The following is a 20,685-nucleotide window of genomic DNA, read 5'->3' as shown; positions in this document are numbered from 1 at the left end:
TCATCGAATATGTCCTATCGTCCTGTTGCTCCCGCACCTTCGTCGGTGTGCAGAGCCAGCTAGCTTGATGTCTGTGTGCGGCACATGCTGAATGCTTCCTCGGGTGGGAGGTCAGTGCCGACGATGTCGCGGAAGTGCCGGGAGGCGTTGCTTCGCTGCAACTGTCACGTGACAGTAGTAAGTGTCAGTGAGAGTTTAGACACATCAGCGCCCGAATGTCTATGTATCGTGACATACGCGAGCGTCTTGGCTGGCATCCGCCGCGGAGGATCGCTGAGATGGCAGCAGGGAAAGCCGAGCCGGCCACTCCTGCGCTGAGCGCCAGCTTTGCCCGCTTGTGGTTCAGCACGGCCGCCCGCAAATCGGCCCTGCTTGGCATGAACAAGCGGAGACTATGTTGGGATGTTAGTACAAACTCTTGCACGCGAGCTCTGGGTTGATTTACTATTCCTTAACCGTAGGCGGGAGCTGCAAGCAGGCACCGAATGCCACCATTACCCACCAGGTCAAAGCGTGGCCTACCGGCTCAAAGCGCGTCTGAGAGCGACGTCCATAACCATGCCGGGGTAGCTGAGTCCGGCCCTATCTATGAAACGCCGTAGACCCAGTACGACGTACTCGCTCTCACGCATTCTTCTTCGATTTTCATCCAGGAATAATAATGGCCAGCAGGAACACCGAGGCGATGCTTGAGATTACGGGCATCGACCCGAACGGCATAGAACGCGACCTAAATCGAGCAGAGATGCTTCTTCGCCAGGAGGCGATGAAGCACCGCAGCGGGATCCTGATCACGCGGCACAGCCAAACACGGTTTACTGTTGCCGTCAGCGGGTCGGTGCCATATGGGGTTACTCAGGAGCTATCAGCATGGTAGAACGCCATGGCCAGGCGCACGCTGCAGTGGAGGCGGGAGGCAGCGGCATCCTCTCGCCCTCAAATCAGCCTCGGCTAACCCTCCAAACGCAGACAGCTGACATCACCTTCCGCACGCGTAAGTGGGTACGCCCTGAGGACCTGAACGCGAACGGGACCCTGTTTGGCGGCAGCCTGCTCAAGTGGATTGACGAGGAAGCGGCAATCTACGCCATCCTTCAGCTTGGAAACGGCCGAGCCGTAACTAAGTACATCTCGGAAATAAACTTCGTAAGCTCTGCTCTCCAAGGGGACCTGATCGAAATGGGCTTGGCTGCCACGAAATTTGGACGGACCTCCCTCACAATGCGCGCAGAGGTTCGCAACATGATTACCAGGCAAAGCATCCTCACCATCGAAAAGATAGTCTTCGTGAACCTCAGCCCGTCTGGCCGCCCTGAGCCGCACGGCTACACGGACATCACCTCCGACCGAGACCGGATCCCCACACATCACCTTGGGTCCGTCGGTCAGGAATAAGCGGCAATCCGCCATCATCCTGCCCGAGCTGACTATCCCGGTGGCCGGCCATTCCCTCGGCGGCTCGAAACCTATGCTGTTCGGCGACAAGCACGCCTTGGCCCCGAAAAAAGGCGTTTCGTTCTACACCCGCGGCAAGGTGGTCACCTCCCGCCGGCCATAAGCGTCTGCAGCCTCGCGTGCCTCGTTCAATCTCCCGTCCCACGCTGCCGCCGCCGGGCACGCCAAACGACCGAACGATTGATTCGGGATGAGGGAAACCAACGCCAGCACACCGTGAGAGGCCACGACCCCAGAGAAGCCTGTCAGAACTAGCGGTCTGCACCTGAGGCGGCAAGCGTACGCAGCCTCTTCACAGCAGACATGACCACTAAAAACCGGGGATGATGCTTCGCGCGCGCCCCTGGATCAGTAGTCGTCGGCTTTATGGCCTCTCGGGCGAGGCTTGCTGCAAATTGTCTTGTTCTGCTCCTGCTTACCTGTGCTTTCACTTGTCATGACGTGCGCGATTGGAAGCCAAGCTAGGCACTTGGAAGACGCGCGATGCTGGCATCCACCACGCGAATTGCTTTGCTTTGTACCTCGCGAGGGTACGTCTCACCGCCACCGTCGACAGGATGAAAGTCGGGCCGACAACGTCCATCCGATGTGTCTTCTGTTGGCAGCACAACGGGATCAGGCCCTGCGGTATACGCAGGGCCTGATCCCGATCAGTCTGCCGCTAGTCGCGGTCGATCCGGGCTTCCGTATCGTCGTCTGCTCGACCCGGGACGGTCTCCGCACCGCCCTGATCCGCCTCATGCTCATCTGCATGCGAAGGGAAGTTGTAGGAGGCGCCGGAGGCGTGGGTGGGTTCGGGCCAGCGGGAGGTGACCACTTTGCCGCGGGTGTAGAAGGAGACGCCTTCGGGGCCGTAGATGTGCTTGTCGCCGAAGAGGGAGGCCTTCCAGCCGCCGAAGGAGTGGTACGCCACCGGGACGGGCAAGGGCACGTTGATGCCGATCATGCCCACGGTCACGGAGCGCTGGAACTTCCGGGCCGCGGCGCCGGAGGAGGTGAAGATCGCGGTGCCGTTGCCGTACGGGTTGGAGTTGATCAGGCGGATGCCGTCTTCGAGGGTGTCGACGCGGACGACGACGAGCACGGGTCCGAAGATCTCCTCGGTGTAGGCGCTCATTCCGGTCTTGACGTGGTCGAGCACGGTGGGGCCTACCCAGAAGCCTTCCTCGTGGCCGGGGATGACGAGGTCGCGGCCGTCCACCACCATCGCGGCGCCAGCGGCTTCGGCTTCGGTGACGATCTTCACGATCCGTTCCTTCGAGTCCGGGGTGATGACCGGGCCCATCTCGGCGCCGGGGACGGTGCCGTTGTTGACCTTGACCGCGACGGCGCGTTCTTCGACCTTCTTCACCAGCAGGTCCGCGGCCTCACCGACGACGACGGCGACCGAGATGGCCATGCAGCGTTCACCGGCGGAAGCGAACGCGGCAGCGGCGAGGTGGTCGGCGGCGTTGTCCAAGTCCGCGTCGGGCAGCACGATGGCGTGGTTCTTCGCCCCTCCCAGGGCCTGGACGCGCTTGCCGTGCGCGGTCGCGGTCTCGTGGACGTACTTCGCGATCGGGGTGGAACCGACGAAGGAGATCCCGTCCACGTCCGGGTGGGTCAGCAAACCGTCGACGGTTTCCTTGTCACCGTGCAGGACCTGGAACACCCCGTCCGGCAGGCCTGCGTCCTTCCACAGCTTTGCCAGCAGCAGGGAAGCCGAGGGGTCACGCTCGGAGGGCTTGAGGATGAACGCGTTGCCGGTGGCGATCGCCATCGGCGCCATCCACAACGGCACCATGACCGGGAAGTTGAACGGCGTGATCCCGGCGACCACGCCGAGGGGCTCGCGGAAGGAGAACACATCGATGCCGGTGGAGACCTGGTCCGAGTAGTCGCCCTTGAGCAGCGACGGGATCCCGCAGGCGAACTCGATGACTTCCAGGCCGCGGCCGATCTCACCCTTCGCATCGGAAAGGACCTTGCCGTGCTCGGCCGTGATCAGCGCCGCGAGCTCATCAACGTGCTCGGCGACGAGTTCACGGAACTTGAACAAAACCGCGGTGCGCTTCGCCAGGGAAATATCACCCCAGGAATCGGCAGCGGCGCGGGCGGCGGCGACGGTGGTGTCCAGGTCGGCCCGGTTGGCCAGGCGCAGCTCCGCGCTGACCTGCCCGGTGGCCGGGTTGTAGACGGGGGCGGTGCGGTCGCCCTCGCCTGAGGTCTCGGCACCGTTGATGAAGTGCTTGATGGTGGTGCTGACGGTCGTCGTCGACATGATTGTGAACTTTCTGTTTTTAGCCCAGCAGCTTGCGCTGGCGGGACTTGCGGTCAATATAGGTCTGGAAGGCCTGCTTAGTGGACTCCAACTCCGACACTTCTGAAACTGGAACATCCCACCAGGATTCGGAGGACGGGGCATCCAGCAGCGGGTCGGACTCGACGTGGATCACGATAGGCCCGCCGTTTGCGGGGGCGGCCTTGGCGTCGCGGATGGCCTGCTCGAGTTCGGCGATGGCCTTCTCGCCCGGTTCGATCCGGATGACCTTCACGCCGAGGGATTCGGCGTTCAGGGCCAGGTCCACCGGGAGCCGGTCGCCGTCGTCGAAGGAATGGTGTTCCTCGTTAAGGGCCCGGTACTGGGTACCGAAGCGCTGGGAGCCGAGGGATTCGGAGAGCGAGCCGATGGAGGCGTAGCCGTGGTTCTGGATCAGAACCACGATCAGCTTGATCCGTTCGGCGACGGCGGTGACCAGTTCGGTGTGCATCATCAGGTAGGAGCCGTCCCCCACCATCACGACGACATCCCTTTCGGGACCACCAGCGGCTGCTTCAGCCAAGGCGGCGCGCTTGACGCCCAAACCGCCCGGGATCTCGTAGCCCATGCAGGAGTACGCGTATTCGACGTGGTAGCCGAACGGGTCCCGGACCCGCCACATCTTGTGCAGGTCACCCGGCAGTGACCCGGCGGCACAGATCACCACATCCTGGGCATCCATGGCCCGGTTGGTGGCGCCGATGATGGCATTTTGGCTGACAAGTGGGGCATCGGCCTCGGCGAATGCGGCATCGACGGTCGCGTCCCAGCGCTTCTTCTCCGCCGCGATCTGGTTTTCGAGGTCGGCGCCCACGCGGTAGCCGCCCAGGGCCTGGTTCAGCTTGACCAGGGCCTTGCGGGCATCGGCGACGACCGGCAGGTGCGTGCCGTGCTTGTACGCATCGATCGGAGCGACGTTCACGTTCACGAAGCGCACGTCCGGGTTCTGGAACGCAGTCCGGGACGCGGTGGTGAAGTCCTCGTAGCGGGTGCCGATGCCGATGATCAGGTCCGCCTCGGCCGCGAGGGCGTTGGCCGCCGTCGTACCCGTCGACCCGATCGCACCCAAAGAGAACTTGTGATCCCACGGCAGCACGCCGACGCCGGCCTGGGTGTTGCCGACCGGGATTCCGGTCAGCTCGGCGAACTTAGCGAGTTCCTCGTTGGCGTAGGCGTAGAGGACGCCGCCCCCGGCGATGATCAGCGGCCGCTTCGCGGCGCGGATGGCTTCGGCGGCGCGGGCGATGTCGTCGTCGTCCGCTTCGGGGCGGCGGATCCGCCACTCCCGCTCCGCGAGGAACTCCTCCGGGATGTCGAAGGCTTCGGCCTGGACGTCCTGCGGCAGCGAGATGGTCACGGCGCCGGTTTCGGCCGGGTCGGTGAGGACGCGCAGGCCGTGGTGGAAGGCGGAGAACAGCTGCTCCGGGCGGGTGACCCGGTCGAAGAACTTGGACAGCGGCCGGAACGCATCGTTGACGGTCAGGTCGTAGGCGTAGGGCTGTTCGAGCTGCTGCAGGACCGGGTCCGCCGTCCGGGTCGCGAAAGTGTCCGACGGCAGCAGCAGGACCGGCAGGCGGTTGGTGGTGGCCAGTGCCGCACCGGTGAGCAGGTTTGAGGACCCCGGTCCGATCGAGGTGCTGACCGCGTAGGTCTGCCGGCGGCGGGTGTGCCGGGCGTAGCCGACGGCCTGGTGCACCTGGGCCTGCTCGTTCCGGCCCTGGTAGTACGGCATGATCCGCGGATCGAGCTGCTGGTACTGCTTCAGGGCCTGGCCCACGCCAGCCACGTTGCCGTGCCCGAAAATACCGAACGTGCCCGGGATCAGCCGCTCAAGGAACTCCACACCATTGATGGAATCGACGGTGTACTGCTTGGAAAGATATTCGACCGCGGCCTGCGCTACGGTCATCCGGCGGGTTCCCCGCGATGGGCTCATTGTGCTGCCCTTTCCGTTGGGTTCAGCAGGGATGCGGCCGCGGCGACAGCCGCCGCGACGTCGCCGTCGGCCGGGTAGAGCAGGGTCCGGCCGACCGTGAGGCCCTGCACGCCGGGGAGGGCTAGGGCCGCTCCCCAGGTGGCGAACACCTCGTCCTGGGTGCCGGCCGGGTCTCCGCCCAGCAGCACGGTGGGCATGGTGGTAGCGGCCATGACGCGTTCCATCTGGTCCACGACAGGCAGCTTCATCCAGGTGTAGGCGCTGGTGGACCCGAGGCCCTCGGCGATGCCAATGGACTTGATCACCGCGTCCGCACTCAGGTCGTTGCGGACCCGGCCGTTCTCGCGGACGGACAGGAACGGCTCCACCATTGCGATGAGCCTCCGTTCGGCCAGCGAGTCGATCGCCTTCGCGGTCGCTTCGAGGGTGGCTACGGTGTCCGGGTCGCCCAGGCAGATCCGGGTCAGCATCTTGCCGCCGTCCGCGCCCAGCTCTTCCAAGGCAGCGGCGGTGTGCCCGGTGAAGCGGTCATCGAACTCGTTGACCAGGCCCGAGAGCCCGCCGCGGTTCATCGAACCGAACACCAGCTTGCCCTCCAGAGCGCCCAGCAGGAGAAGGTCGTCCATGATGTCCGGGGAAGCGAGGATGCCGTCCACGGCCGGGTTGGCCAGTGCAATCTGCAACCGGTCCAGCAGATCCCGTCGGTCAGCCATGGCCACCGGATTCTTGCCGACGGCGAGGGCGCCGCGGGCCGGGTGGTCGGCGGCGACGATGAAGTTCTGCCGACCGTATTTCAGGCCGGGGTGGCGGCGGCGGGCCTTCGCGGCCCGGGCCACAGCTTCCGGATCTTGCAGGCGAATAGTGCTTAGGTGCTCATAACGGCGGGGATCATCATCCACAGCACTGTTCGAGGCAATCGGGGTCAGTGTCACGGTGTTACTCCTTCGGGGGCAAGCTGGGCGGGTGCGCCGGGAACGGGCCTTCCACGTTCGGCGAGCAAGGTGGTTACCTCGGCCGGCGTCGGCATCGCGTCCGCGCAGGACAGGCGGGAGGCGACGATCGCGCCGGCGGCGTTGGCGTAGTCCAGGACCTGGGCGAGCGGCCAGCCGGAGAGCAGGCCGTGCACGAAGGCGCCGCCGAAAGAGTCGCCGGCACCGAGGCCATTGACCGTCTCAACGGGAACAGGGGCGGAGACCACACGTTCGGCGCGGGTCTTGGCCATCACGCCTTCGGGGCCGAGCTTCACGACGGCGATCTCGACGCCGGCGTCCAGCAGCCGGTCCGCCTGCTCATCCGGGGTGCCCGGGCCGACGGCGACGGAGCATTCCTGGTCGTTGCCGATCGCGACGGTGACGTGCGGCAGGATCCGGGCAACCTGTTCCCGGGCTTCCTCCTCGGAGGCCCAGAACATGGGGCGGTAGTCCAGGTCCAGGATGGTGTGCTGGCCCTCGGCCAGGCCGGTGCGGGGCCGTGCCTCATGGGCAGCGACATGGGCGCTGCGGCTGGGTTCCTGGCACAGGCCCGTCACCGTGGACCAGAAGATCTTCGCGTCCCGGATGGCGTCGGTGTCGAGCTCGTCGGCCTTGATCTGCAGGTCCGGCGCCGTGGGGAACCGGCCGTAGAAGTACAGCGGGAACTCGTGCGTCTCGGGCAGAATGGCGCAGAACGTGGCCGGTGTCTGCAGGCCTTGGATCGGGGAGACGAAGGAATCGTCCACGCCGAACTTTTGCAGTTCGCGGTGCAGGTAGGTACCGAACGGGTCATCCCCGGTGCGGGTGATGACACCGGTGCGGCGGCCATGGCGGGCGGCGGCAACGGCAACGTTGGACGGGGAGCCGCCGAGGTACTTGCCGAAGGAGGTGACATCCTCCAGCCCTACCCCGATGTCGTTCGGGTAAATATCAACGCTGATGCGCCCGATGGTGAGCAGTTCGTGGGTCACGGTAATCGTGGACCTTTCCTCTGGCATTCCGCCAGGATCCGTAGAGTTTCGTTGCACCCGGCTGGCACGGAACAGCGTGCTGCGGGGAGGGTGAAGTTGGCGGGGGGACCTTAGGGGCGTTCCCGGATTGTCTTGATTTGTCCGTCTAGGAGACGACCGTGCCAAGGCCGCGGCGGCAGATGAGCACTCCCCGGCGTTCGAGGTAATCCCACGCATGTCGCACAGTTTGCGCAGACAACGTGAGTTCTGCCGCCATGACAGAAAGCGGGGGCAATTTGGTGCCGTGGTCGATCGCGCCGGACTGTATGGCGTCTTCGATGCTCTGGGCAAGCTGATAGTAGAGCGGCTCAGGGCCCGACCGCTTTAGTTTCAGGATGCGTGAATAGCTGGCAGGACCCTTGTCCGACGCCCTGAGAATCAGGGTGTCCGCGTCTGCTTGTGAAAGCCCGCGAAGCTCGTTCGAAGTGATGGGCTGCGTTGTGTCCAGCGGCACGACTACTCTCCTTCTTTTCGGGCTGGCCCGAGTCGGCTTGCCCAAAGAACAAAGGGTGTCCTTTGGGCAAGCCTTCTGGATCAAACGCGGGAGCCCAGAACAGATGCCCTGTCGACCATCGAGACGGGAACCTTAAGTCCGGTCTTGACGGACTCGACGCCGGCGGCGCAGACGGCCTGCGCTGCGTAGCCATCCCAGGCATCCGGACCGTCGACGTAGTTGCCGGTTTCGGCACCGGACCGGGCAGCGTTGACCCAGCGCTGGACTTCGGTGTCGTAGGCCTGTCCGAACCTTTCCTGGAAGCCGGGGGTGATGGTTCCGCCCCAGGTTCCCGGCTTGGTCTTGCGGATCAGCCCCACATCCAGACCGATGGTGGCGCTGCCTAGTTCGCCCACGACTTCGGTGCGAACTTCGTACGCCACCCCCGTGGTGATGAAGATTTCGGCATCGATCAGGCGCCCGCTGGCGGTTTCGTACAGGGCCAGCTGGGGATCCCGCAGCTCAGCGCCGGCAAGGGTAGTTGACCGGGGCTGGAGCACCTGAACGGAGGTGATTTCTTCGTCGAGGAGGTACCTGATGGAATCCACCTCGTGGACGAGGGACTCGGTGACAGCCATGGCGCTGGTGAAGCCCGGAGGACCTGCGGGATTGCGGTGAACGCAGTGCACCATGAGGGGGTTTCCCAACTCCCCTTCCACAATCAACTGCTTCAGCTGCTGGTACTCGTTGTCGAAGCGGCGCATGAAACCGATTTGGATGAGCTTCACGCCAAGCTCTGCTTCGGCCTTCACAATACGAAGCGACGATTCTGCGTCCGGGGTCAGCGGCTTCTCACACAGAACGGGTTTGCGGGTGCGAAGACATTCCATCAGCTGCTGCTCATGCGTCGGGCTCGGTGTTGCCAGCACCACGGCGTCGACATCGTCCGCGGTGATGGCTTCAAAGGGGTCAGCGACGACCCGGGCACCGGGCACATCCGCAGCAATCGATTTGGCGCGCTCGATGTCGAAGTCGTTGATGACGGAGACACGGGCACCGCTGATTTTGTTCGTCAGGCGTTTGACGTGATCGGAGCCCATGAGGCCGACCCCGAGGACGGCGACACGAAGTTCGCGGTTTTCAGACATTGTGTTTCCTTTGGGATTAGTTGAAGCGGAGCCCGGCGACACTGCAGCCGGAAAGGTATTTGAAGGTCCGCTGGGCGATTGGGAGGGGAGCGTCCGGCGGGCAGGGGAACATGTCCTGCTCGACGATGGCAAAGACGTCAACGCCGCGCTTGGCGACGGCCTCGAGCAGTGGTGGGAACTCCGGTACGCCCAGGGGCGGTTCGGTCATGGCGCCGAGGGTTACGGCTTCGCTGAATGAGAGGTTTTCGGTCTGAACCTTGGCGACGACGTCGGGGTTGACCTGCTTCAGGTGCAGGTAGCCGATGCGTTCCGGGTGGCGGTTGATGATGGCGAGGTTGTCTCCCCCGCAGTAGGAGACGTGGCCGGTGTCCAGGCAGAGGTTCACGTATTCCGGGTTCGTGTTCTCCAGGAACCGGATGATGCTTTCCTCGGTGTCGACGTGGCTGTCCGCGTGCGGGTGGTACTGGAGCTGGACTCCGTATTCTTCGAACATCGCCTTGCCGAGCCTGTCCGCGCCCTCGGTTTTCGCCGACCACTGTTCGCCGGTTAGTTCACCCGGCTCGAGTTCTTCGCCGGTGAAGAGGTCGCGCCACATTTCAGGCAGGACGACCACGTGCTTGCCGCCAAGGGCGGCGGTCAGGGCTGCGACATCGGTGACCTGGCTCCACACGGCGTCCCACGAATTGGGCTGGTGAAGCCGTTCCGAGACTGTACCGGCGGAAAGCCGCAGCCCGCGGGCTTCGAGTTCGTCCTGCAGCTGGGCCGGGTTGGTGGGCAGGTAGCCGTAGGGACCCAGTTCGATCCACTGGTAGCCAGCGGCGGCTACTTCATCGAGGAACCGGGTATAGGGCACCTGGTTGGGGTTGTCCGGGTACCAGACGCCCCAAGAATCCGGGGCGGTACCAACGCGAATTGCGCTCACGTGCTTGTCCTTTCAAAGGGTCTGGGTTCGTAGGGGAACGCAGCAGGTCGGCGTTGTTCTCTGCACTGCGTTTCGGTTTTTCGGACTTCTGGCCGCTTCGCCGCTGGCTCTTTGTGCCCCGCACGTTATCGTCCGCGTCACTGCGGCCAACCTTTCGAAAGACGGTGCTGCTGCTCTGGTGCAAGCCGGTCCAGCAGGCCGCGACATGTTTACTGTTTCGTTCTATGAATCGTGACACTGTCACGTGACAGGTGTCATACTATGTGGAGCGTGTTCTCGACGTCAAGAACAGTTGCTTTCCATCAAGACGAAAGGGTTGGTGATGCGCCGTGGCCGTCCAACCATCGCAGGCACCACTGAAGCGCCCGACCATGGCGGATGTCGCCGAGCGCGCCGGCGTATCACGGACGCTGGTCTCCACGATCTTCCGCGGGATCCCCGGAGCCAGCGCGAAAACCCGTGAGCGCGTCATGAAGGCGGCTGACGAATTGGGCTATCGCCCGGACGTGGCAGCGCAGATGCTGCGCCGCACGCGGAGCCGGAACCTGGGCGTGCTGTTTACCTCGCGGCATGCCTTCGACCTCGAGTTCATCGAAGAGCTGTATCCCGCGGCCGAGAAGTATGGCTACCACCTGGTGCTGGGTGCCATGACCGCGACGCGTGATGAGTACAAGGCTGTCGAAGAACTGCTTGGCTACCATTCCGAGGCCTTGATCCTCCTGGGCCCGGACCTCGACGCGAAGCAGCTCAACGCCCTCGCTGCAAGCGTTCCCGTTATCGAGGTGGCCCGTGTGGTCAAGCGCGCCAAAATCGATGTGGTGCGCACCGACGATGAAAGCGGCGTCGGACAGGCAGTCGATCACCTGGTTGGCTTCGGGCATCGGAGGATTATCCACATCGACGGCGGACACATGCCATCCGCCACCGAACGGCGCACCGGCTATGAAAAGGCCATGGCAAGCCACGGGCTGGCCGACAATGTCAAGGTGATCCCGGGTGACTACACGGAAGAGAGCGGAGCGGCGGCAGCAGCCGAAATACTGACGTGGGGCGATCGCCCCACCGCCGTCATTGCAGGGAACGACCGGTGCGCCCTGGGACTGCTGGATACCCTCCGCCGAGGAGGGGTCCGTGTGCCGGAGGACATTTCCGTGGTCGGCTACGACGACTCCCGGCTTGCGCGGCTTTCCTTCGTCGATCTGACGTCCGTCCGCCAGGACGTACGGAGGATGGCCGAATTGGCCGTCCTGGCGGCCTCCCAGAGGCTCGACGAAAACCGGACCGAGACCCAGTCGTTCGTGCTTGAGCCCACTTTGACCGTGCGGACTTCGACAGGTCCCGCCCCCGCCTGACGCTCGGGCGTCATCCCCCTGTTGCCTCATTGCAATACCTCCGGGAGGGGTAATCCCTTGACGATGTGCCGTACTTCACATAGCATTCTATCTGTCACGTGACAGTGTCACGATTCATAGAACGAGACATACTCTCACCTCGCTCCCCCATTCCAAAGTTCCACTTTCAGTGACAAAGCGGTCGCTACCCACATGGCAAGAGCGAAGGCTCTGCCCCGACGAGGAGGTCACCCGATGCGAATGCATCGCACATCCAAAACTGTCCGTTTCGCAATACCGGCAGTTGTTGCTTCTTTGCTGGCACTGACGGCGTGCGCCGGCGGTGGATCGGCTGAAAAAAGCGATCCGTTCGCAGGTGAGCTGAAGGTCCAGGTCTACGGAGACTGGCCCTTCGTGAAGAAAAATGCAGAAGAGTTCATGAAGCTGCACCCCCAGGCAAAGATCAACGTCGGAGGCATCACCAACGAGGACCTGCGTCAGTCCGGCGGTCGGCTCTTCACCTCCAGCGACGCCCCCGATCTCGTCTCGTACACGCTCCAGTCCGCGATCATGGAGGACTGGATTCAGGCTGGCGCGCTGCAGCCCTTGGATGACGTCTGGGAGAAGGACAAGATCTCCTCTACCGTCAGCGAAACTGCGAACAAGCTTGCGACTGCCTCCGACGGCAAAAAGTACTCCGTTCCGCTGGGACTGACCCTTCTGCCCTACGTCTTCTACAACAAGGACGTCTGGGCCAAGGCTGGCGCAACCCCGCCGGACCCGAAGACGCATGTCTTCAAGAGCCTGGATGAATTCAACAAGTCCCTGGCAGCAGTGAAGGCTGCCGGCTACACGCCGTTCTCGGTGCCCGGTGTTCCCTTCGCCGAATACATGTTCAGTTCCCCGTTCTCATCCTCCTGCGGCTCAGAGCTGTACCAGAAGATCTCCAATAACTGGAAAGCCGACGGCGACTCGGCACCCAAGTACACCGAGCCCTGCGCGGTAAAGGCCATCCAGCAGATGGTGGACTGGAACAAGGCCGGATACTTCCCCAGCGGCCTTGAAGGCATGTCGTTCGAGCAGTCGCAGACGCTCTTCGACACCCAGAAGGCAGGCTCGTGGATCATGGGCTCCTGGGTCCCGCCCGTCTATGAGCCGAAGAACTTCAAATGGGACTGGGCACTGTTCCCGTCCCTGGGCAGCGAACCCTCGGCTGCCGGAGTGTCGCTCGACTCGTTCCTGGTCCCGGCAGGGGCCAAGAACCCTGAACTGGCCAAATCCTTCATCTCCTACATGATCCAGAAAGACACACTGGAGAAGGGCATGGGCCGTGTCCCGGCTCGGGAAGACGTTGACCTGACCAAGGTCATGACCTCCAAGACGGAAATTTCCCTCACCGAGGCTCTGAAGACCGGCGCGCAGACGGCCGCCTGGTTCTCCATCATCCCGGCGTCCATCGAGCAGGCCTTCGCGCAGCACGTTGTCTCCGGCGCCATGGCCGGAAGCCTGACGGCCGAGCAAGCTGCCCAAAAGCTCCAGGACGCGGCCGACAAGTACCGGGAAACCCACAAGTAACCGACTTCGGGCGGGGCCCCGCCCCGGGTGCCCCGCCCGACCTTCAAAGGCACATCAATGACGACTGCATCTCACCCCGCACCGGCAGAGGAGGCGGTTGCCCGGCCCAAGGCCCGCGCCGCCCAAGACAAGTCCCGCTTTTCCGGTCCACTCTTCTGGGGCTTCATCTCACCGGCCCTGATTCTGACACTCCTGTTCACGATGTATCCTCTGGCCGTCTCTGTCCAGCTGATCTTCCAGCGCTGGGCCGGCTTCGGAACCCCGAGGCCGATCGGCACGAAAAACATCACCGATCTCTTCAGTGACCCCCAGGCCTTCGATGCCCTGGTCCGCACCTTCTGGTTGACCCTTGGGGCAGCCGGCGGCACAGTCCTCATCGGAACAGCACTGGCCTTGGCCTTCTACCGCAAGGTTCCGCTGACCAATACCCTGAAGTTCCTGGCCTTCCTGCCGGTCATCCTCCCCCCGACGGTTTTCGCGCTGGCGTGGAAGAACGCCCTGGACCCAACCCTTGGCTGGATCAACCCGATCCTGCGCGGCATCAACCCGGACCTGGCCATCAACTGGCTTAGCGACCCGAAGGCCGCCCTCCCCGTTGTCATTTTTGTCTCTACCATCCAGTACGTGGGCATCCCGATGATCCTGATGCTCTCAGCGCTGAACGACATCCCGGAGTCCGTCAATGAGGCCGCGACACTCGACGGCGTCAGCGGGTTGCAGCGCATCTGGCACGTGACCCTGCCACTGTCCCGTGACGTCCTGGTTGTCGTCATCGGGCTGCAGATCATCGGCAACTTCAAGGCCCTTGACACCGCCTACGCCCTGACCAAGGGCGGCCCCGGCCTGGCATCCGACATCATGGCCACCTTTATCTACCGTGAGGGCTTCGAACTCAGTAACTTCGGCTACGCCTCCACCGCCGCCTTCTTCGGAACGCTGATCATCGTGATCATCTCCCTCGCGTACACGTTCGTGTTCCGCCCGAGCAAAATGAGCCAGCAATGACAACCACCAAGAGCACCGCCCGCCCAGATGTGGCGCCTGTCCCCTCAACGGCGCCCACCGCCCGCAAGCGTTTCAGGCTCCGGAGCCCAGGGTCCGTCGTCGTGTCCATCGTCATCGCCGCTTACGTGCTGATCAGCGTCCTGCCCGTGCTGACCATCATCCTCGGATCCCTCAAGACGACGCAGCAGATTGTCGGCGATCCGCTCGGACTGCCCAACCCCATCCAGTTCGATAATTACATCCGCGGCTGGAACGGCGTGGCCGTCGGCGAATCGATGAGCACCTACTTCCTCAACACCACCGTGTTCTCCGCAGCCGCCGTGCTGGCGTCCATCGTCGCCGGCACGATGGCCGCCTACGCCATCGCCAGGAAGACCGGATTCTTCGCTGCGCTGTTCGAACGCTACTTTGTCATCCTCTACGCCCTGCCGTTCCTGGCCGTGATCATCCCTCTGTTCTCCGTCACCGGCACCCTCGGCCTGCGCAGCAACCCCCTCGGCATCGGCCTCGTCTTCGCAGCCGGATGGCTCCCCCTGACCGTGACACTCATGTATGCCTTCTTCGCGTCCTTCCCGCTCGACGTCATTGAAGCGGCGAAGACCGACGGAGCCTCGGAATTTCGAATCTTTTGGACGATCGCCGTTCCCATGTCGAAGAGCGCCATCCTCAGCAACCTGCTGCTGGCATTCATCTACGCATGGAACAACCTGTCCCACACACTGCCGCTGCTCGTTGACCCCAAGAGCACGACGGTCGCACCAGGCCTGCTCCTCTTCAGCGCCCAGTACAGCGTCGACCTCGGCGCCCAGCTGGCCGGCATGGTGATCAGCATCGTTCCCTTGGTCCTGGCTTACGCGCTCCTGCACAAGCACATCATGGAAAGTTTCAAGGTCGGCTCCTTCCGCTGATCCCCGTTTGACCACCCCTTGGGGCCGGCAGCATTGAGTCGCTGTCCGGCCCCTTCGCACGCACCTTTAGGCGCGTGCCGCCAAGGCACTACAGAAGAGAAACAATCATCATGAATTGGGTATACCCGCTCGGAACAGCCGCCGATGGCAAGTGGGACGTCCCCCCCCCCGCCCATCCGATTCCACGTTGTCCGTTGCGGGCTGGGCGTATACCGGCCTGAAGGTCGCCACGCTCCCGCCGGGTGCCTCCATAGAACTTCCCGCCGCAGCGGAAGAACGCATTGTGGTGCCGCTCAGCGGTGCCTTCACCGTGACGGTCTCCGGCCGCGGGTACGGCCTTACCGGACGCCAATCGGTATTCCACGGGCCAAGTGACGTCCTGTACACAGGTATCAACAAAGCCGTCACCATCAGTTCCCATGACGGCGGCAGGGTCGCCGTGGCGACCGCTCCGGCCAAAGCCGAGTACCCTACGCGGCTAATCAAAGCGGAAGATACCCCTGTGGAACTCCGCGGAGCCGGGAATTGCTCTCGCCAGGTCCACAACTTCGGCACACCCGCCGCCCTCGAAGCCGACCGGTTCATCGTCTGCGAAGTCATCACGCCTTCCGGCAACTGGTCTTCCTACCCTCCCCACAAGCACGACGAGGAGAAGGAAGGCGAAACCAGTCTCGAGGAGATCTACTACTTCGAAACCCGCATGGCTCCCGGATCTCTGGTCCCCGGGGAGTCCGACCCAATTGGCTATGCCCGCGTTTATGCCTCCGACGAGCCACCCATTGATGTCTCCGCTGAGATCCGCACCGGCGACGTCATCTTGGTCCCCTACGGCTGGCACGGTCCCGCCATGGCCGCTCCCGGATATGACCTCTACTACCTCAACGTCATGGCCGGCCCCGGACGTGTGCGGGACTGGCTCATCAGCGACGACCCCCACCACGGCTGGATACGCCAGACATGGGATGGTCAGGAGATCGACCCGCGGCTACCCTTTGGCGCATAGAACCGAACGACTATGCATCGTCATCGGACCGCTGACACGATGGCCCAGGAGAAAGTGCTCTTTTAACACCCGGTATTGAGTGGCGCAGGACAGATTTTCCTCCAATGCATGCAGGGGAATGAGGACCCTGAGTGGGTGACGCCTACTTACCTACACCCCAACCTGAAGTCAGGCGCGTCTGACATGGGAGGATTTAGGCCGTGGGGGAAGCTCCGGCTGTTCTCAGACGCATGCCGTATCTCAGCATGGGATACAGCCGCCCCTCATCTTCAGGCCGAGTCCACCAAGCCCAGATTCTTGGGGTTATTGCGCTTGTTCTCGAGTTGCCTACGACCCGGCTCCCACCCCCCAAGCTGTCAGGGTGGGATCTGAGAACATGATGAGGCACTGTCTAGAAAAGCAAAATGTGGCTCTATTCTGACGCGACGCAGCGGAGCTGGCAGGACAACGCAATAGAGACGGCCATTCAGCTAGAATTTAGGCTAGACGGTGGCCAAAAGTTGGGCTATTATCGTCGCATGAAGACGATATCGCTCAGTGAGGCGAAGGACAAGCTTTCCGCGCTCGTGGAGGAAGCGGACAAGACGCACGAGATCATCCAGATCACCCGGCACGGGCACCCGTCAGCGGTCCTGATGTCCGCTGAGGACCTGGAATCCCTGCAGGAAACCATCCATTGGCTGTCGCAGCCGGGCATCCGTGAAGACCTGGCCCAGGCCAAGCGCGATATCGCGGAGGGAAATACAACCAGCGGAGAAGATCTCCGCCGCGAATTCGGGCTTCCGCCGCGGTGAGTGAATCGCCCGCCCAAGATCCATGGAAGGTTGAAGTCACCAGCCCGGCACTGAAGGGCTTCCGGCGGCTGCCGGAAAAAGCGGCCGCCGCCATTGTCGAGTTCGTCACCGGAGTCCTGTCCGAGAACCCGTACCGGTTGAGCAAGCCTTTGACGAACGAACTCCTCGGCCTGCGCACCGCCCGACGCGGTGACTACCGGGTGCTGTTCACCCTCGACGTTGAAGCCCACATCCTCTACGTTCACCGCATCGAACACCGCTCGGACGTCTACAAGCCCCGATAGCCCGGCACTCCCAAGCCTGGCGAAAAGCAGCGGGCGCAGCTTGACCGAATCGCGGTTATCGGCGTTGAAACCACGGGAGTAGAAGTAGCCGCGAGAACTCCCGCCTCTGGAGGAACTAAACGTTTTCGTGGGGTCCAGCGCCTCGTATGTTGTATCCCGGTTCGGGCTGACAACGAGACCCAACCGTTAGCCCGAAAGCGGGTGCACGTGCTGCCGGGCACATTAGTTTGAACGCCACCTAGTACGGGCGGCGTCGTGCGGGTGGCACGTTCTCTGAAGCATCGGGCAACCCAGATATGCCCCGAGCCTCCGCGGCCGCAAGAGGTCACGTCGTGACCTGCCGGCGAGGGGCGTCCTCTGGGAACCCTGTTCTGGACAGCCAAGGCCAATGATTTACGGCTTGTTCCTACGCCGAAGCCGGGTTTGAGCGGCGCTGAAACGGTGAACTTGTTGAGGATCGAGTGACGAGCACGGGAATTGCGACTGAATCTTCTCCTACATGACCCCCAGCTATCTCTGAGAGAAGCTTTTGGATGCAGCGAGCTCCGAGGTCCTTGAACCCCTGATTAACGGTGGTCAGAGGCGGGGAAAAATAGGCGGCTTCCGGTTGGTCGTCGTAACCGACAACACTGATGTCCAGTGGTACACGAAGGCCGACTTCGCTAAAGGCGCGCAGGGCGCCCAGTGCCATTTGATCATTGGCAGCGAAAACGGCGGTGACGTTGTCAGCGGACACAAGGTCGAGCCCGGCACGATAACCGCTTTCGGCGCTCCAGTCGCCTCGAACCAGCACGGAATCGGGCAGCCCGGACTGGGCCAGTGTGCAGCGCCAGCCGTCAATTCGTGCGGTCGCGTCGATCCACTCCTCCGGGCCGGAGATATGGGCGATGGTTTTATGGCCCAGATCAGTCAAGTGCTGCACGGCTAGGCTTGCGCCGAGCCGTTGGTCGACCGCGGCGATGCTCAGCCCCTCGTCAACGCCGAAGCCCACGGCCACCAAAGGGACGGACAGGCTGGTGGTTCGCAGTGACTCAAACATCGCTTTGTGGGCCACGATGACAACGATGCCGTCCACGGACTGCGTCATGAAGTATTCCAGGGCGTCCCTAATCGCGGCCGGGGTGACCTCATCCAGGCTAGCCATGCTGACGAAATAGCCCAATCCACGTGCCGCCTGCTGCACCCCGAGCAGCGTATTGGCCGGACCGAAGTAGGACAGGTCACTTCCCAGAACGCCGATGGTCTGCGAGCGTCTCGTAATCAGGCTGCGCGCCGCCGTGTTCGGGCGATAGCCCAACTCTGCGATGGCTTTTTCAACGCGCTCCCGAGTTGCCTTTCTGACGTTCGGGTGGGCATTGAGGACACGCGAGACGGTCTGATGTGAAACGCTGGCCAGTTTCGCCACGTCCTCCATCACCGGAGGACGCGAAATTCCTGAGTTCATTGACATGGTTCTCCTTTAGGACCGTTGCCGTAACCCGCTCCCGCTCCTTGCTGGGCTTGCCGGCCTCGCCGCGCGCAAGAAGGCCCGTGAAAATGGATGCGGATTCGAGGTGCACCAGCTGTAATCGGGTGCCGGGCTTGCGTGATGGAGCGCAGCCCGGTCAGCATCCAGCACAACTGCATCCGCGCTACGGAATCAACGCCAGCCGCGGGTCAGCAGACGATGGTGCCGCTGCCCTGCCGACGAATGACAAGGCCCTTCTTTTCAAGGTATGCCCAGGCATTCCGTACGGTGTTCCGGGACACCTTTAGCTGACGGGCAACCTCGACTTCTGGCGGTAGTTCCGCTCCCCCTTTCAGGGTCCCGCATTCGACTGCCGTTTCGACCCTAACTGCCAGCTCGTAGTACAGAGGAAGAGGACCAGAACGTTGACCGGGGTAGAGCACTGACTCCGGAAGCTGTGTTCGCATGGCTAGTTCTCACCTGTTTCCAAGGAACTGATACGGGAGCAGAGCCGGCCCCGGATGCTGCACTTCCCGGCCCACATCCTGTGCTGGGTCACAGCCTGCCGGCCAGCAGGTAGTAGGCGGCGTTCCAGGCGAGTTCCTTCTTGAACTGCTTGAGGGTGGTGCCTTCGTCGATGGTGAGCAGCTCGGTCTGGGCGATCTCGGCGAAGTCCTCGAACACGTCCACGCCCACCTGGGTGGAGAGGACGGTGTGGTGCGCGGCGCCGGCGGTCAGCCAGGCGGCGGCGGACGTGGCGAAGTCGGGCTTCGGTTCCCAGAGGGCGCGGGCCACCGGCAGGTTGGGCAGCGGCTCGTCGAGGTCGACGACGTCGACGGCGTTCGCCACGAGGCGGAACCGGTCGCGCATGTCGGACAGGGCGACGACCACGCCCGGGCCGGCGTCGGTGTCGAACACCATCCGGACCGGATCCTCCTTGCCGCCGATGCCCAGCGGGTGGATCTCGACGCGCGGCTTCTTTGCGGTCAGTGAGGGGCAGACCTCCAGCATGTGCGCGCCGAGGATCTTCTCCTGTCCCGGCGCCAGGTGGTAGGTGTAGTCCTCCATCAGGGAGGCGCCGCCGGGCAGTCCGGCGCCCATGACCTTGGCGGCGCGGATCAGGATGGCGGTCTTCCAGTCGCCCTCGGCGCCGAAGCCGTAGCCGTCGGCCATGAGCCGCTGCACGGCCATGCCCGGAAGCTGCCGCAGTTCGCCAAGGTCCTCGAAGGACGTGGTGAACGCGGCGGAGCCGTTGGCTGCGAGGAAGCTGCGCAGCCCGAGCTCGATCCGGGCGCTGTAGCGGAGGGACTCATGGCGGGCACCCCCAGCCTTCAGCTCGGGAACCACCTCATAAAGCCGCTCGTACTCGGCAACCAGGGCGTCGACGTCGGACTCCGCGGCGCCGTGCACGGCGTCGGCGAGCTCGTTGACGGACCAGGTGTTGACCGAGACGCCGAAGCGCAGCTCGGCCTCGGTCTTGTCGCCTTCGGTGACGGCGACGTTGCGCATGTTGTCCCCGAAGCGGGTCAGCTTCAGGTTCCGGACGGCCGCCCAGCCGGCGGAGGCGCGCTGCCAGACGCCCACCTGGCGGGCCACCTCGGGGTTGGAGACGTGGCCCACGACCGTCTTGCGCGGCACGCCCAGCCGGGACTGGATGTAGCCGAACTCGCGGTCGCCGTGCGCGGCCTGGTTCAGGTTCATGAAATCAAAGTCGATGTCCGCCCACGGCAGGTCCACGTTGGCCTGGGTGTGCAGGTGCAGGAGCGGCTTGCGGAGCAGGTCCAGGCCCTGGATCCACATCTTGGCCGGGGAGAAGGTGTGCATCCACGCGGTCACGCCGATCACCGCATCGTCCGCGTTGGCCTCCAGCGCGGTGCGGCGGATCGCGTCCGAGTCCGTGAGTACGGGCTTCCAGACGAGCTTGACCGGGACGTCGGAGGATTCGTTCAGGGCAGCGGCGATCTCCTGGGACTGGGCTGCCACCTGCTTCAGGACGTCCTCGCCGTAGAGGTGCTGGCTGCCGGTGAGGAACCAGACCTCGTAGTGCTCGAGGGAGGTGTTGTTGGCGCTGGACATGGTGTCTCCTTGGAAAGTCTTGGGGGTGTGCGGGGCCGGAACTAGCGGCCGTAAACGTTCTGGTAGCGGTCGTAGAGCGACTCGATCT

General features: G+C 63.4%; 17 protein-coding genes and 2 pseudogenes. 9 read left to right on the top strand and 10 right to left on the bottom strand.

Annotated features, from left to right (window positions below):
- Positions 1–661: 661 nt before the first annotated feature.
- Positions 662–877, top strand: a complete 216-nt coding sequence (locus ACFRAH_RS23130) for a hypothetical protein (RefSeq protein ID WP_377993244.1) — start codon at positions 662–664, stop codon at positions 875–877.
- Complete coding sequence (locus ACFRAH_RS23125) at positions 871–1,395, top strand: acyl-CoA thioesterase (protein ID WP_377993243.1); 525 nt, start codon at positions 871–873, stop codon at positions 1,393–1,395. Before ACFRAH_RS23130 ends, ACFRAH_RS23125 begins: the two co-directional genes overlap by 7 nt.
- Before the next feature lie 811 nt (positions 1,396–2,206).
- Here the strand turns inward: ACFRAH_RS23125 and ACFRAH_RS23120 are convergent.
- The 7 genes and pseudogenes from ACFRAH_RS23120 to ACFRAH_RS23090 all read right to left on the bottom strand — a co-directional run.
- Positions 2,207–3,715: pseudogene (locus tag ACFRAH_RS23120) on the bottom strand (CoA-acylating methylmalonate-semialdehyde dehydrogenase); the annotation flags it as partial.
- Positions 3,716–3,734: 19 nt separating this feature from the next.
- On the bottom strand, positions 3,735–5,663 hold the full coding sequence (iolD, locus tag ACFRAH_RS23115; RefSeq protein WP_377993242.1) for a 3D-(3,5/4)-trihydroxycyclohexane-1,2-dione acylhydrolase (decyclizing): 1,929 nt from the start codon (positions 5,661–5,663) through the stop codon (positions 3,735–3,737).
- Positions 5,664–5,686: 23 nt separating this feature from the next.
- Positions 5,687–6,622, bottom strand: a complete 936-nt coding sequence (locus ACFRAH_RS23110) for a deoxyribose-phosphate aldolase (protein ID WP_377993241.1) — start codon at positions 6,620–6,622, stop codon at positions 5,687–5,689.
- Positions 6,619–7,632, bottom strand: coding sequence for a 5-dehydro-2-deoxygluconokinase (iolC, locus tag ACFRAH_RS23105; protein WP_377993240.1), 1,014 nt, complete (start codon positions 7,630–7,632; stop codon positions 6,619–6,621). Before iolC ends, ACFRAH_RS23110 begins: the two co-directional genes overlap by 4 nt.
- A gap of 145 nt (positions 7,633–7,777) precedes the next feature.
- A complete protein-coding gene (locus ACFRAH_RS23100) occupies positions 7,778–8,125 on the bottom strand; it encodes a winged helix-turn-helix domain-containing protein (protein WP_377993239.1) in 348 nt (115 codons plus the stop codon).
- Positions 8,126–8,205: 80 nt separating this feature from the next.
- On the bottom strand, positions 8,206–9,252 hold the full coding sequence (locus ACFRAH_RS23095) for a Gfo/Idh/MocA family oxidoreductase (RefSeq protein WP_377993238.1): 1,047 nt from the start codon (positions 9,250–9,252) through the stop codon (positions 8,206–8,208).
- Between the two features lie 16 nt (positions 9,253–9,268).
- Complete coding sequence (locus ACFRAH_RS23090; RefSeq protein ID WP_377993237.1) at positions 9,269–10,174, bottom strand: sugar phosphate isomerase/epimerase family protein; 906 nt, start codon at positions 10,172–10,174, stop codon at positions 9,269–9,271.
- A 329-nt stretch (positions 10,175–10,503) separates the two neighbouring features.
- Here ACFRAH_RS23090 and ACFRAH_RS23085 point away from each other — a divergent pair, with 329 nt between their 5' ends.
- From ACFRAH_RS23085 to ACFRAH_RS23055, 7 genes and pseudogenes are all read left to right on the top strand, one after another.
- A complete protein-coding gene (locus ACFRAH_RS23085) occupies positions 10,504–11,526 on the top strand; it encodes a LacI family DNA-binding transcriptional regulator (protein WP_377993236.1) in 1,023 nt (340 codons plus the stop codon).
- 393 nt (positions 11,527–11,919) lie between these two features.
- Positions 11,920–13,080 (top strand): ABC transporter substrate-binding protein, encoded by a 1,161-nt coding sequence (locus ACFRAH_RS23080; protein WP_377993235.1) that lies wholly within the window; start codon positions 11,920–11,922, stop codon positions 13,078–13,080.
- 57 nt (positions 13,081–13,137) lie between these two features.
- A complete protein-coding gene (locus tag ACFRAH_RS23075) occupies positions 13,138–14,085 on the top strand; it encodes a carbohydrate ABC transporter permease (protein WP_377993234.1) in 948 nt (315 codons plus the stop codon).
- Positions 14,082–14,993, top strand: a complete 912-nt coding sequence (locus tag ACFRAH_RS23070; protein ID WP_377993233.1) for a carbohydrate ABC transporter permease — start codon at positions 14,082–14,084, stop codon at positions 14,991–14,993. Before ACFRAH_RS23075 ends, ACFRAH_RS23070 begins: the two co-directional genes overlap by 4 nt.
- A 107-nt stretch (positions 14,994–15,100) precedes the next feature.
- A pseudogene (iolB, locus tag ACFRAH_RS23065) lies at positions 15,101–15,996 on the top strand (5-deoxy-glucuronate isomerase).
- A 518-nt stretch (positions 15,997–16,514) separates the two neighbouring features.
- Positions 16,515–16,790, top strand: a complete 276-nt coding sequence (locus ACFRAH_RS23060; protein ID WP_377993232.1) for a type II toxin-antitoxin system Phd/YefM family antitoxin — start codon at positions 16,515–16,517, stop codon at positions 16,788–16,790.
- On the top strand, positions 16,787–17,074 hold the full coding sequence (locus ACFRAH_RS23055) for a type II toxin-antitoxin system RelE/ParE family toxin (RefSeq protein ID WP_377993231.1): 288 nt from the start codon (positions 16,787–16,789) through the stop codon (positions 17,072–17,074). The genes ACFRAH_RS23060 and ACFRAH_RS23055 overlap by 4 nt, the downstream gene beginning before the upstream one ends.
- Before the next feature lie 406 nt (positions 17,075–17,480).
- Here ACFRAH_RS23055 and ACFRAH_RS23050 read toward each other — a convergent pair whose 3' ends face one another.
- The 3 genes from ACFRAH_RS23050 to araA all read right to left on the bottom strand — a co-directional run bounded on the left by ACFRAH_RS23050 (position 17,481) and on the right by araA (position 20,597).
- Complete coding sequence (locus ACFRAH_RS23050; protein WP_377993230.1) at positions 17,481–18,524, bottom strand: LacI family DNA-binding transcriptional regulator; 1,044 nt, start codon at positions 18,522–18,524, stop codon at positions 17,481–17,483.
- A 206-nt stretch (positions 18,525–18,730) separates the two neighbouring features.
- Positions 18,731–18,988 carry a GntR family transcriptional regulator gene (locus ACFRAH_RS23045; protein WP_377993229.1) on the bottom strand — a complete coding sequence of 86 codons (258 nt, stop codon included), beginning with the start codon at positions 18,986–18,988 and terminating at the stop codon, positions 18,731–18,733.
- 88 nt (positions 18,989–19,076) lie between these two features.
- Complete coding sequence (gene araA / locus ACFRAH_RS23040) at positions 19,077–20,597, bottom strand: L-arabinose isomerase (RefSeq protein WP_377993228.1); 1,521 nt, start codon at positions 20,595–20,597, stop codon at positions 19,077–19,079.
- Between the last annotated feature and the right edge of the window lie 88 nt (positions 20,598–20,685).

Origin of the sequence: Arthrobacter sp. NPDC056727 (genome assembly GCF_042790555.1) — a bacterium.
Classification (GTDB): Bacteria; Actinomycetota; Actinomycetes; order Actinomycetales; family Micrococcaceae; genus Arthrobacter.
Note: the sequence above shows the minus strand (reverse complement) of the source record. Positions and strands in the feature narration are given on the sequence as shown.